The sequence below is a fragment of the Thermodesulfovibrionales bacterium genome (genome assembly GCA_035686305.1).
In the GTDB taxonomy this organism is placed as follows: domain Bacteria; phylum Nitrospirota; class Thermodesulfovibrionia; order Thermodesulfovibrionales; family UBA9159; genus DASRZP01.
This window is the reverse complement of sequence record DASRZP010000012.1, coordinates 1-12,412: the sequence shown is the minus strand read 5'-3', so window position 1 is coordinate 12,412 and position 12,412 is coordinate 1. Positions and strand designations below refer to the sequence as shown.

Annotated in this window: 14 protein-coding genes; 5 read left to right on the top strand and 9 right to left on the bottom strand. The window is 53.4% G+C overall.

Annotation, left to right across the window (positions count from 1 at the left end; genetic code table 11):
- Positions 1-122 precede the first annotated feature (122 nt).
- Entirely contained in the window at positions 123-602 is a 480-nt protein-coding gene (locus tag VFG09_01165; protein ID HET6513743.1) for a hypothetical protein, read from the top strand.
- A 147-nt stretch (positions 603-749) separates the two neighbouring features.
- Here VFG09_01165 and VFG09_01160 read toward each other — a convergent pair whose 3' ends face one another.
- From VFG09_01160 to VFG09_01120, 9 genes are all read right to left on the bottom strand, one after another.
- Positions 750-1,757, bottom strand: a complete 1,008-nt coding sequence (locus VFG09_01160) for an ABC transporter substrate-binding protein (GenBank protein HET6513742.1) — start codon at positions 1,755-1,757, stop codon at positions 750-752.
- Between the two features lie 186 nt (positions 1,758-1,943).
- Entirely contained in the window at positions 1,944-2,468 is a 525-nt protein-coding gene (locus VFG09_01155; protein ID HET6513741.1) for a DoxX family protein, read from the bottom strand.
- Between the two features lie 4 nt (positions 2,469-2,472).
- On the bottom strand, positions 2,473-3,699 hold the full coding sequence (locus VFG09_01150) for an ATP-binding protein (GenBank protein HET6513740.1): 1,227 nt from the start codon (positions 3,697-3,699) through the stop codon (positions 2,473-2,475).
- Positions 3,696-4,379 (bottom strand): response regulator transcription factor, encoded by a 684-nt coding sequence (locus VFG09_01145; protein ID HET6513739.1) that lies wholly within the window; start codon positions 4,377-4,379, stop codon positions 3,696-3,698. Before VFG09_01145 ends, VFG09_01150 begins: the two co-directional genes overlap by 4 nt.
- Before the next feature lie 82 nt (positions 4,380-4,461).
- Entirely contained in the window at positions 4,462-5,346 is an 885-nt protein-coding gene (locus tag VFG09_01140; protein HET6513738.1) for a metal ABC transporter permease, read from the bottom strand.
- A complete protein-coding gene (locus tag VFG09_01135) occupies positions 5,315-6,046 on the bottom strand; it encodes a metal ABC transporter ATP-binding protein (protein HET6513737.1) in 732 nt (243 codons plus the stop codon). The genes VFG09_01140 and VFG09_01135 overlap by 32 nt, the downstream gene beginning before the upstream one ends.
- 67 nt (positions 6,047-6,113) lie before the next feature.
- The gene (locus VFG09_01130) at positions 6,114-7,046 is read right to left on the bottom strand and encodes a metal ABC transporter substrate-binding protein (GenBank protein HET6513736.1); all 933 of its coding nucleotides are present in this window, start codon (positions 7,044-7,046) and stop codon (positions 6,114-6,116) included.
- Between the two features lie 23 nt (positions 7,047-7,069).
- Positions 7,070-8,479, bottom strand: a complete 1,410-nt coding sequence (locus VFG09_01125) for a hypothetical protein (GenBank protein HET6513735.1) — start codon at positions 8,477-8,479, stop codon at positions 7,070-7,072.
- A gap of 468 nt (positions 8,480-8,947) precedes the next feature.
- On the bottom strand, positions 8,948-9,424 hold the full coding sequence (locus VFG09_01120) for a Fe-S-containing protein (GenBank protein HET6513734.1): 477 nt from the start codon (positions 9,422-9,424) through the stop codon (positions 8,948-8,950).
- A gap of 103 nt (positions 9,425-9,527) precedes the next feature.
- Here VFG09_01120 and VFG09_01115 point away from each other — a divergent pair, with 103 nt between their 5' ends.
- From VFG09_01115 to VFG09_01100, 4 genes are all read left to right on the top strand, one after another.
- Positions 9,528-9,827, top strand: a complete 300-nt coding sequence (locus VFG09_01115; GenBank protein ID HET6513733.1) for a hypothetical protein — start codon at positions 9,528-9,530, stop codon at positions 9,825-9,827.
- 334 nt (positions 9,828-10,161) lie between these two features.
- Positions 10,162-11,112 carry a hypothetical protein gene (locus VFG09_01110; GenBank protein ID HET6513732.1) on the top strand — a complete coding sequence of 317 codons (951 nt, stop codon included), beginning with the start codon at positions 10,162-10,164 and terminating at the stop codon, positions 11,110-11,112.
- Complete coding sequence (locus VFG09_01105) at positions 11,109-11,495, top strand: copper resistance CopC family protein (protein ID HET6513731.1); 387 nt, start codon at positions 11,109-11,111, stop codon at positions 11,493-11,495. The genes VFG09_01110 and VFG09_01105 overlap by 4 nt, the downstream gene beginning before the upstream one ends.
- A 22-nt stretch (positions 11,496-11,517) precedes the next feature.
- Positions 11,518-12,412 (top strand): CopD family protein (locus VFG09_01100; GenBank protein HET6513730.1); only part of this gene is annotated, 895 nt, incomplete at its 3' end.

Below are 12,412 nucleotides of genomic sequence, written 5' to 3'. Positions count from 1 at the left end.
CTCTTGTATCTTTTCCCATCTCTTCTTTGCTTTTTGCTGCGAGGGAAAATTCTTCCGTCACAAGAAATTCATATTTTCTTCAAACCGATCATTTACAGTAAGCTTGAAAAGGAGGATTTACCATGGAAAAAAGGAAGTTAGGTTTCTTCGTCGGAACGGCGATGCTTCTCGTTATTGGAGACTTTTCGGCACAAAGCCAGGCGCGGGTTGATGTGAGCGTTGGGATCAATATCCCGGCTTATACGTTTCCTGCTCCTCCTCCCATGGTGGTGATACCGGGGACCTACGCCTACTTCGCGCCGAATGCTGAAATCGATATCGTCTTTTATCACGGCTATTGGTACCGGCCGTACGAGAGCCGCTGGTACAGGGCGAGGGCCTACAACGGTCCATGGACCTATCTTGCGCCTGCAAGGGTTCCGAGTGTTTTGATACAAGTGCCGCCGGACTACCGTCATCGGTATCGTGACCAGAGGCATATAGAGTACAGAGATTTTCATAAGAACTGGCGGAGATGGGAGAGAAGCAGATACTGGGAGAGGGATGAACGCTGGAGGGAAGGAAGGCCGGAAGAACACAGGGAAAGAGGAAGGCATTACTAGCGGAAGTCTCGGTTCAGAGCCTCGAACCAGTCGGGCAGCGTGACCAGGGCTCCGCCGTTCGCGTCCAGTAGGATTACGTGATGAGCCGTGATTCTGCAGTGTCACGCGGAGGAAGGATTGCAAATGTGCTGACGCGGGATGGTCTCATTAATTCCCGTATATCTTAAACGCCCTCTCTGTAATATCTTTCGGCACCACGATGCCTAAGTTTCTCACCGTCCTCTGATTGAAACAGAACTGGCCCTTCTCCGGAACAACGACAGGCACCTCTGCTGCCTTCTTACCGTTAAAGAGAATTTCAACCGCCTGATCGGCGTTTGCCTTTCCCAATTCAAAATAATTAACCCCTACAGCTGCCAGCGCTCCAAGTTCCACGATCTCGCATACCCCCGTAAATACCGGTACCTTCTTTTTCTGGCAGAGATTTATGATATCACCTGAAGATGCCTGAACGGTGTTGTCTTGAGGGATAAACAACAAGTCGATCTTTTCGTTAAGCAGGGCATTCACGGCCGCCCGAATCTCCGAAGACGTTGTTGCGGACCTCTCCACGAATTTGATATTCCTCTTTCCGCACTGTGCCCTTATGTATTTCACCGACACCCGGGAGTTGGACTCATTAGGGTTAAACACAATTCCTATCTTCTTCAGCCTGGGGAAAAGGGTTCTCATCATATCAAACTGAGCTTCGTAGGGCCAAAGGGACTGAGTGCCCGTGACATTGCCTAAGGGGTGATGCAAATCCCCCTTGAAAAATCCTGCCCCAACCGGGTCGGTGACCGCTCCGAAAATTAACGGTGTGTTCTCTAATTTTGGAAATACCGCCTCTGTCACCTGTGTGCCAAGACTAAAGATCAACTGATAGTTACCTTTAGTCACTTCATCTGCGATAGTGCTGAGGACTTGGGGATTGCCCTCCGCGGAGCGAGAAATGGTCTCGACAGCGACGCCGTGCCCGGATATCCCAACTTCAAAGCCAGCCTTCATCTCATTAGCCCATTCGACCGGCTTGTCTTCTACTATGGCGATCTTCGGTACCCTCGAGGAAGAGGCGGTTTTCTTGCAACCCCACATGCCAGCAACACAAAGGAGACCCACGACGATTGCAGCGAGAATGCCCTTTCCAAGAACCGGACATTTCATGATGTGCTTCACCACTCCTATTCTTCAACTCAATAGTAATAGACTTTCGAAATAAATTCAAGTTCATAGACGCGCTGAGCCGGATCGTCCTCATTTCTGAGATGAGCGTTTCAGTGAGGGTTTCAGAAATTGTTTGCTGATGCCCGATCGTGGCATTGCCGCCCACAGATCACCTGGTTTACGGGCAGTGCCGGACAGTCAATGATCCTTGTTCCTCGTTAATGCCCCGTCAACGGACCATATCCCTCCGCCTTTGATCATGAGGGCGAGCGTTATTGCAACAACAAGGATATGATACTCAAACCCCTCTCCCTGCTGCTTTCCGAACCAGTTCATGAAGAACCCATTCTTCAGATGAAGCATGAAAACGGCGACGACCATGTTACACGCGATGCCGAAGGCCGCAACCCTTGTGAGAAATCCCGCTATGAGGCACACAGATCCGAGGGATTCGGCGAGGACAGCGAGAAAGGCAAAAAAGGCCGGTATGCCGAGCTTCTCGGTAAAGGCGGTCATGGTTCCGCCAAAGCCCGCGCCGCCGAACCAACCGAATACCTTTTGCGCACCGTGAGGGAAGAATACGATGCCGAGGAGAACCCTGAGGATAAAGCTCGAAAGATCACTGTCTGTTCCGAAGAGTCTCTTTACCACGGTGCCGCCTCCCTGCTGTCGAACATCGATAATGGGAAGAGCCGGTGAATATGCGATACCATGCTTCCCCATCCCTCTAATTTGGCGGCAGGGAAATGATGAGGGAGAATATCTCGTCATCCTTGAGTCTTGGTGTTATCTCTCCCCCGTGAGAACGGACAATGTACCTGGCAATATAGAGGCCAAGCCCCTTTCCGTCGAAATGCTCTTTTGCTGAGGTCTTCCCGCGATAAAAGGGCTCAAAGAAATATTCCAGTTCCTCCCGCGCAATCCCCTTGCAGGTGTTCGAGAAATGTACGAGGACCTTTCCGGAATCCTTAAGGGCATGGATCGTAATCAGTCCTCCTTCCGGAGTATATTTCACGGCATTGTTGAGGATATTGTCGAAGACCCTCTTCATGAGGGTACCGTCACAGACATAGCGTATGCTCGACTGGATATTGTTTTCGATCGTTATCCCTTTCTCCCTGATACGGGCCGAATAGCACTCAATGAGTTCTGCCACGATCGTTTTGATGTCCATCTCTTCCTTGAAGAGGTCCAGGGGCTTAAATTTTGAAGAAGAGAGGAAAGAGAGGTCATTCAGGAGGTTCGTGATGCGATCCACTTCCGTCAACCCCAGCCTGATGATCTCCCGGTACTCTCCGGGATCGCGGTCCTTTCTTAAAGAGACCTCGAGGTTCCCCTTCAGTGAAGCCAGGGGAGAGCGCAACTCGTGGGTAACACTCGATGAGAAGTTCTCCTGGTACGTGAAGACATCTGATATCGGCTTTGTGGCCTGATGGACCATGTACCGGCTGAAAAAATAGGAGAGCAGCAGTATGCCGGGCAAGGTCGCGAACAGGAGCTTCAGGAAACTCCGCTCATACTCGAGCTCTGTCGAGATAGAGGCAGAAACCCTCCCCGAAAATTTCTCGTTGAGGGGGAAATAAGCGACAAGGTAGGGTTCGTCATGGATATACTGTTTTTTGAAGGACTGGTTTCCGGAAAAGGTCTCTTTGAGAAGCTTCATGTTGAGATCAGGATAAAAACTCACTGTTTTCGGGGATGAAACGACGATCTCGCCTTCGGTATTGAGGATCTGAAAATGGTATTCATCCCAACGGCCATTGAAGGTGTCGAGGCCGGTACGGTTGAACTGGTCGATGAACTGACTCCTGATCATCTCCCCGAGGTGTCTCTTCGCCGAGTTTATGATGGTCTGATGAAAATAGAGGGAAACGAGGGTCAGGAGCAGGACCGTGAAAGCGAGAAGGGTCAGGGCGAACCGTAAGGTAAGTCTTCTCTGGGTGAGTTCAATCATGGCTGTCCGGAGGAGTCGGCGTCGATCATGTAGCCCGTCCCCCTCACGCTGCGGATAAAATCGGCGGGGATAAATTCATTGATCTTTTCACGGAGGGACTTGATATGGACGTCAACGATATTGGTGTTCGGATTGAAATCATATCCCCAGACATTTTCGATGATCTGTGTCCGGGAGAGAACCTGTCCCTTGTTTCTCAGGAGGTAGTGGAGGATCGCGTACTCCTTGGGGCGAAGGAAGATCTCTTTGTCTTCAAAAAAGACCTTATGGCCGAGGGTATCGATCCTGAGGCCCTTGTAACGCAGTTCCACGAGGGTGTCCTGTTTGCGTCTCAGGAGTGCCCTTACGCGCGCAACGAATTCATCGAAGGAGAAGGGTTTCGTAATGTAATCATCGGCGCCGCTGTCAAGGCCGATCACCTTGTCCTTCACGGAGTCTTTCGCCGTGAGCATCATCACGGGCGTCTGTATATTCTTTTTCCGGATCTGCCTGCAGAGATCAATCCCGTTGATCCCGGGGAGCATAACATCGAGGATGATCAGGTCATACTGATTTGCAAAGGCGAGGGACTGACCTTCTTCGCCGTCAACGGCAAGATCCACGGCGTAGTGTTCTTCTTCGAGACCCTTCTTGATGAAGTTGGCAACGCCCTTTTCATCTTCGACGAGGAGTATCAACATAGTAATAGTTTATCCGAATGAGCGGACTTTTGAGAAGAGGGATCTTCATCGCAATTCATGCTTGACATATCCCAAAAGTGTTCTACGTCTTATGACGTAATCCTTTGGGGATGAGTCTGACGGCAATCCAGGCTGTTGCGTAAAGCCCGCCAAGGAGAACCACATCTGTCGGACCGACGGGAAGATCATATTTGTATGCGATCCAAAAACCGACGAACGCGACCGCACCGCCAAGCAAAGACGCCATCATCGCAAACTGGCGCATAGTTCGCGCGAAGAGGTGCGCAATCAGCGCAGGTATCAGCAAGAATCCAAACGCGATAAGCGGACCAACGCTGAGCACCGCCATGGATACCGTGAGGCCGATCAGGATATAGAGCAACACGTCCCAAAAAACGACATTCTTGCGGAGTATCATGGCCGTCTCACGGTCGAAAGATACAAGGAGCAGTTCCTTCTGGAACAGTCCCAGCATTGCAAGAACAAGGGCAAGAGTAGCAGCCGTTAACACGAGATCGAAATTGGAAATGGTAATGACCTCACCTTTCAGCATGTCGAGCCAGCCAATCTCCCCGTAAGGGTTTTTGGATAGCAGCAGGATACCCAGTGCAGCTGCCACGACGTATGCGGTGCCGAGCCTTCCCTCAGGCTGTCCGCGGCCCCTCCGTTCCATGAACGCCAGCGCCAGAATCGCCGTGAGCGAGAAGGTGATCGAGCCCGAGAAGGCGAGCATGTGAGCGCTTTGCAAGCCACGACCCGTCAGACTAAAGCCGAGCCATAGGGGAAGCGACAGGGCGATTGCAACGCCCGTCGAGGAAATCTGTGGCAGAGCGACTCCCATGAACACCAGCCGGCGCATAACGAGAAACACGCCGACGAGCGGGCATGAGAAGCCGATGAGCATGCTGGTGTAAATCGAATTGCGCAGGAGAAAATCAGGCGATAGGATCTGACGCAGAGTTTCCATAGCAGTCTATCCCCCCTTCAAACATCTCCCTCATGTGCTCCGGGGTAAGCAGTTCTTTCGCCGTTCCGTAGAAGACCTTTCCCTCATGAATCCAGACTACGTGCTCGGCGTGGCGGCGCACCGCTCCAAAGTCGTGCGTGACGAGCAGGACGGTGATCCTCCTTTCCTTGCGGACCAGCGAGATGAACTCCATAACCGCGTGAGTGGCAGCGTGGTCCACGCCGGCGGTCGGTTCGTCAAGCACGAGGACGTCGGGGCGTGTCGTGAGTGCTCTGGCGATAAGCGTGCGTTGCTTCTGGCCGCCGGAGAGTTCAGCAAAGCGCTTGCGGGCAAATTCCTCAGCTCCGGCCGCACGGAGGCATTCGCGCGTGAAGGCACGTTCTGCGGGCGGGACAAAACGTCCTGGACCAACGCGGCCATACGTTCCCATCAGGGCAACCTCGAATGCCGTCAGGAGATAAATCGGATCGAACTGAATGGTCTGAGGGACGTACCCGAAGATGAGAGGTGAACCTTCTGTCGCTGTCTCGACTCGGCCACCGACCGGAGGAAGCAGTCCAAGCACTGTCTTCAAGAGCGTCGATTTGCCCGAACCGTTTGCACCGAGAATTGCGGTGAAACTGCCGTGGGCGATAGAGAGGGAGATGCCTGACAGCAGGGCCTGGCCATTGTAACCGATACTGAGATTGTCTAATGTCATGCATGGTCCATTCATGTTCTTTGTTTGTGTCCGCCTGGGAAACCCAGGCGGACACATTCTCCTGTCTTCACTTCCGCGCCTGCGCGGCGGCGACCATCGTATGGACGATATAGTCCATCATCTTAATGTACGTTTCCGTATGAGGCACGCCGCCGGGCATGACGGGAAACGTCACCATGGTCGCGCCGGTTTGTTCGGCAATGCGTTTAGGTACTTTTTCAGGGAACTGCGGCTCGCGCACTACGATTGGGACATGCGCTGCCTTCATGGCGGCGATCAGTTCCTCGATGTGGCGCGGCGTTGGATCGATACCCGGCCTCAGTTCAATCGTCCCGAAGAAGTCCATGCCGAAACGTGCCGCAAAATACGGCCAATGCTCGTGATAGGATACGAACTTCAGGCCTTTGAGGGGCTTTGTTTCCCTTTCCCACTCGGTGATCTTGGCGTTAAGCTTGGCCAGATAGGCATCGCGGTTTCGCGTGAATTCAGCCTTATGCTGTGGCGCGAACTCTACGAGGGCATTGTATATATTCGCAATCGCCGTCTTTGCGAGGACCGGGTCGAGCATGTAGTGGGGGTTGCCGTAGGGATGAACATCGCCCGCATAATGCTCGGTGGTCTTGGGTACATCGACTGGTGTGATACCCAGCGAACAATCTACGTAGCCGGCCCTGTTTACCTCAATGCGCGGATTCTTGCTTGCCTCAATGAGCGCCGGCAGGAAGGCATGCTCGCAGTCCAGCCCTACCAGGACCAACAGGTCCGCCCGGTTCATCATCGGAACGAAGCTCGGTTTCATAGGAACCCCGTGGGAGTCTTCTACGCCTGTTGCCAGGCTGTGGACCTCGACCAGGTCTCCGCCTATCTCGCGCGCAAAGTCAGCGAGATCGGTGAATGTGGCGACAACCCGGATTTTGGCGGCGTATGCGGGCATGGTGCCCATACAAATAATCCCGGTCAGCACAATGATCGGGAGCAGATAAAACAGTTTCGCTTTCATAGTGTGACTCCTCCTTCCTCTGATCAGCGCTGCTGCCATCCATGGGCGTGTGAGCCGATGATCCACGCCCATTGCAAATACACGGCGTTATTGGAGTGCAACCCATATGCGGCAGACGCGGAGTTGTAATCGGTATAGGTGTATTGAAGGCGCAGTTGGTTCCAGTGGCTGAGTGCCCATGTGACATATGGGGAGTACTCATAGGCCTTGGCTTTGTTGTTCTGGGCGTCCTCCACAAAGCCGAACAGGAAGCCGGTCGACCACTGTCTGTGGAACTTGTATGTGAGATATGAATACAGGCCAAGGGAGCCTACAGTGCTGCTCGGCAGGACGTTGCCGGATGAATCGGCTGCGTCATAATGGTTGTTGCTGTAAAGCACCTCGGTGCCCCAGGTGATGCTCTGGAATTGATTGTTGCGGAGCGGCTTGTAGCTCAGAGCAACGTCAGCCCCCACGAGACGGCGCTCGCGTTCGGTGAGCGTGCTGCCGTCGGGCTGGAGAAGCGGCCCGCCGCGGCCATTTGTCCTCGGATTCCAGAGACCCGAAATGCCCGGTTCCAGTGATATGTCGGGTGTCAGATCGAAATACGAGGACAAGCGCCCCCAATAGTTCCATCCTCCGAGTCTGCGGTAATCGCCCACATTATTGGGAGGTACGTCACCGCCGAACTGATTGCCCAGGCCGAGTGTCAGGCTGATGTAGTGTTCGACCGGCAGGAGCCAATTGACCTGGACCCCGTCCGTCCTCGATTCGCCGCCGACGTATTGGTCGAGCACAAGGGGACGGTTTACGAAGGGCAGCTCATGGTCATGGATATAGGAAAGACGACCAAACTCGGCGAAGAAACGGCCGGCCTTCACCGTCAGATTCCACGGCAGCGACGTCGTCTGAATCGCGGCCTCTTCGATATTAAAAGTCGATTCTCCCGTCGCCGCGTCCGCCGACGCATTGGCCACCACATAAGCCTTCGCAAAGGGATCCACAGACGCGGCAGCGTTCAGCTCCACAGATCGCTGAAATGCGTCAAAGCCGCCCGGCCTGTCGCTCCCGGTCTGAGACGATCCCCTGCCGGTGTAGGAGAAGATTGTCTCGCCCACGAGTCCTATGGATGGGTTGAATTCGCTCGGCAAGGTCTTCCTTTGAGCTTCAACCACCCGGTCCACCTTCTCGTTCAACTCCCGCACCTCCTGCTGCATCTGCTCCGAAGCCGCAGGCCTGCCGACGGCCGCTGCCTCGGGTGTGGCAGGGGGTTTAGCCTGTTTGATCTCAGCCTTCAATTCTTCGATCATCTTCTGCTGCTCGGCTATGGTTTGTTCCTGTCTTCGCAGGGCTTCTTCAAGAGTTTTCAGCCGGTCTTCCAGGGTCTCAGCATATACTCCTGTTGAGGACCACAATAACATGAAGAGCGCGATAAACGCGACCATGATTTTCAAGATGGCACCTCCACCTGTTGGTTCTTCTGACGAAAAAGAATACGCAGTGCTCCGCGCACATAACGCGCTGCGACTGAATTGAATGTCGTTTCAGATGAGGTTAAACAGGTGGAGCCCGGCAGGGCAGGAGTAAAACATGTACAGAGTCACAGAGTAATGGCGTCGTCGGTATTTCGTGAATCGAGACGGTCTTGTAAATTTGATAAGGAAGGTTGTCAACGCCTGCCGGAGAAAAGTGATGCCCGGCAGAACATACAGGACAATCGTGATGGGAGCTTCCGTCATCATGATGGTGAAAAGCCGTTGCGACAATGGCAGCGATAAAAAGAAGCAGGAAGATAAACGCCAATCTTCCCGTCCCATGAAGGTAGTTGTTTCGTCTGCGCGTATTTGTCATCTCAGGGCAAAACCAAAACTGTTCTATTGTCCTGTTTTATCTTTTCTCTGTCAAGGTGCTGTTTGTGAGCGTCAGAACTTATCGACCGCTTTTTCGAGCAAAGAAACAGGGATGAGATACTTGCCTGCCTCAAGACGGCCCTCGAGCCGTATCGGGGAACAACTACCGAATCCTTTTTCGATATCTGACAGGGCATACCGGACATCGCACCTTCGGCATGTTATGAAACCGTCCTCAGCACGGTACCCCAGCCTTGAGGTGTAGCAGCTTGCGCATGCATCGAGGAAGGAAAGAACTCTATCACCGGTCTTAAAGATAAAGAAGTTTATCTTCTTCCCCCGGTAATGGTAGGTGAAAAAGACCGGTTTTTCGTAACCGAGGGTGCTCACGTCGATAGCAATGTCGGTCCCCCTGACAAAAGGCTCCTGATAGACCGGCTGCTGCCTGGAGCACGAGACAATACAGAAGAGAAGACAGGAAAAGACGAACAAGAGGACGGAGAGGGACCATCTTACAGATTTTCCGTCATAAGGGCTCTCTCTTTTCATCTGTCTTACTCTACCATAATCCTCTTCGCGGTTGACATGGCTGAAGCATTACGAAGTGTCCTAAACGTTTAGTTTGATGTTGACATTATAAGATACCTTTGCTATGCTGGGTGCGATGAAATGGGTTTCGCTCATTGTTCTTATCTTCATAAGTCAGCTCCTCTTTTCATCTATTACCATCGCGCCGTCTCATGCAAAGGCGGGCAGCGCGCCGCTGCTTGCAACTCTTGATGTCTGCAATGTGTCAGGGTCCCATGTGTCGCTAACCCCTGACACTCCTTCCCTCCATGAATGTATTTGTAATCCCGCTCCCCTTGAGTCCGTTGAATTTCGTGAGCCCATAAAGCCGCTTTTCGCTCTATCCGGGGTTCCCCTTCAGTTGGAGCATCCTCCTCAAGCCTAGCCTGTCGTTCCGAAGTCCGTGAGTTCATGGTTCCTGTAAGTACGGGCGTTGACGCCTGTATGAGAAGAGTCACCTCAGACTTTTCTCCCCACTGAACTTGGCTCCGCTTCGGAAGGTAGTGAAAAATAACTCTGAAGCGGAGCCATTTTTTTTGAAGATTCTGTTGGTTCCAGGCCAGATTGGGACCAAATGGGTTCTCAATGCCGGCATTCAGATAATGTTTTTTGACCCTTGCAGGAAGTCATCGAAGAATAGGTCCATTGGGCGATTGACAATGGTCCAGCTTGCTGTATAGACTTTGCATAATGATTTTATTGTTATGAAGGAGGAAGTAATGAAAAGGAGACCAGGAAGCTCCGCAACAGCATTGACGTGGTGCGCTCTTGGGTTAGTTTTTATGATTATCCTTTTGCTGCCGGTCTCATCGTGGGCCCACGGCTTTGCCGGCAAGAGGTTTTTCCCCACCACCTTTCAGGTGGATGACCCTTTCATCTCTGATGAGTTCTCGGTCCTGATCGACCGAATAAAGGGGCCTGACGCCAAGACAACGGAGATTGACATTGACTATTCCAAACGCATCCTGCCCAACTTCGGCCTGGAATTCCACGAGGCCTACGTGCATCTCAAGAATGACGACGGCAGCACTGCAAACGGCTGGGACAATCTGGGTATCGGCGCAAAATGGCAGTTCCTCACGAATGCGGAGCACGAAACGATTCTTTCAATCGGCACGGACTTTGACATCGGCGGGACAGGGGCGCATCAGATTGCCGATTCTTTCACCACGATCTCTCCGGCTTTCTTCTTCGGCAAAGGTCTCGGTGACCTGCCGGAATCGGTGAAGTACCTGAGGCCCTTTGCGGTCACCGGGGTGGTGGGGCCCAACTTCCCGACACGGTCCGGCAACGCGTCGATAGATCCGGACACAGGACAAACCGTTGTGGAACGTAACCCTACGACACTGACCTGGGCATTTTCTGTGCAATACAGCCTCATGTACCTCCAGTCGTTTGTGAAGGACATCGGGCTCGGGGCTCCCTTTAACCGCATGATCCTTGTGACCGAATTCCCCATGGAAACGTGCATGAGCGCTGACTGCAAGGGAAAGATTACAGGGACGGTGAACCCCGGCGTCGTCTGGGCCGGCAAGTTTACGGAGTTCGGCATTGCTGCCCAGATCCCTGTCAACTCACGGTCGGGAAGAGCGGTCGGAGTCCTCGGTCTGATCCATCTGTATATCGATGACCTCTTCCCGAAATCAATAGGGGCGCCGATCTTCCATTGAAAAGATTTCTACCGGTGACGGACCATCACAGGGGTGTTGTGCTCTGTCTTCTTGCGGCGCTGTGCATGACGCCGGCGCCGGCGTTGGGCCATGCCTTCCCCGAGCACTCCGATCCCAGGGTAGGCGCAACGATAGCCGCTTCCCCGGAGCGTGTGCGTATATGGTTCGACAGCGATATCGAGCCGTTATTTTCGTCGCTGATGGTCCATGATGCAAGCGGCAGGATGGTGGATAAGGGGGACAGCCGCGTGAATCCGTCCAACGCAGCGCTCCTCGAGGTGAGCGTGCCGAAATTGGCGCCAGGCGCCTATCGCGTGATCTGGAGCGTGGTCGCAAGGGACGGACACAGGACCAACGGCGACTATACATTTGTGATCAAGTAGGACCTGTGGGATAATATACGAGATGGGCGTGTTCATTCATAGTGTTCCCGGATGGCTTGAGCTTCTTGCACTGGCCTTCTGCATAGGGGTCCTCGCCTGCCGTCTCTGGTTTTTTACCCCATCGGCAGGCGCGGCCTTTCCGGACGAGGAAAGAATCCTCACGGGTATGTGGCGGACGTTCTGCATCGCCCTAGCCGTGATGCTTGGAAGCAGCATGATCGATCTGCTCATGCGCGGCTCAGAGATGAGCGGTAAGCCCATAGCGGCCGTCTTCCCCCTTCTCCCTGCCGTTATTTCCCGCACCCACCTCGGGCGTGTCTGGCTCATCCGCATTGCGGCTCTTCTCCTGCTGGCACTCACTCTTACTGCGGGCAGACGGTTCCGTGATGCACGGTCTTTCCTTGCCTTTGTGCTCGGCCTTACCCTCGTTGCCTCGATGACCGAGAGCGCATCAGGACATGCATCGGACAAGGGTGACTTTAGTCTGCGCGAGATCATGGACTGGCTCCACCTCCTCGGCACTTCGGTCTGGGGCGGAGGCCTTCTTGTTCTTTCGCTCTTTGTTGCCCCTGCCCTTTTAAGGCCGGGAGATCGTTCCGCACAATGCATCGCGGGTGTTGCCCAGAGGTTTTCAAGAATTGCCGCCGTTGCGGTGGCAACCGTTGCACTCACTGCGCTCTATAATGTATGGACCTATGTGGGCAGCTTTGAAGCCTTGTTGAAAGCGCCCTACGGACGAACAGTGCTTGCAAAGACCGCATTGTTTCTTCTCCTCATTAACCTCGGCGCCTTTAATCACTACATAAATGTTCCGCTCCTGCAGCAATGGGCAGGGAAATCCATGGATATCAGGGGCATCATCGACCGTGCAGTTAGGCGGTTGGTCGTACCTTTTTTCGGCAATCAGCCTGGGTACA

What these genes read in the sequence shown, in the direction of transcription:
- VFG09_01165 (HET6513743.1), top strand. Translation starts at nt 123, where the DNA reads ATGGAAAAAAGGAAGTTAGGTTTCTTCGTCGGAACGGCGATGCTTCTC.
- VFG09_01155 (HET6513741.1), bottom strand. Translation starts at nt 2,468, where the DNA reads ATGGGGAAGCATGGTATCGCATATTCACCGGCTCTTCCCATTATCGAT.
- VFG09_01150 (HET6513740.1), bottom strand. Translation starts at nt 3,699, where the DNA reads ATGATTGAACTCACCCAGAGAAGACTTACCTTACGGTTCGCCCTGACC.
- VFG09_01145 (HET6513739.1), bottom strand. Translation starts at nt 4,379, where the DNA reads ATGTTGATACTCCTCGTCGAAGATGAAAAGGGCGTTGCCAACTTCATC.
- VFG09_01140 (HET6513738.1), bottom strand. Translation starts at nt 5,346, where the DNA reads ATGGAAACTCTGCGTCAGATCCTATCGCCTGATTTTCTCCTGCGCAAT.
- VFG09_01135 (HET6513737.1), bottom strand. Translation starts at nt 6,046, where the DNA reads ATGACATTAGACAATCTCAGTATCGGTTACAATGGCCAGGCCCTGCTG.
- VFG09_01130 (HET6513736.1), bottom strand. Translation starts at nt 7,046, where the DNA reads ATGAAAGCGAAACTGTTTTATCTGCTCCCGATCATTGTGCTGACCGGG.
- VFG09_01120 (HET6513734.1), bottom strand. Translation starts at nt 9,424, where the DNA reads ATGAAAAGAGAGAGCCCTTATGACGGAAAATCTGTAAGATGGTCCCTC.
- VFG09_01115 (HET6513733.1), top strand. Translation starts at nt 9,528, where the DNA reads ATGCTGGGTGCGATGAAATGGGTTTCGCTCATTGTTCTTATCTTCATA.
- VFG09_01110 (HET6513732.1), top strand. Translation starts at nt 10,162, where the DNA reads ATGAAAAGGAGACCAGGAAGCTCCGCAACAGCATTGACGTGGTGCGCT.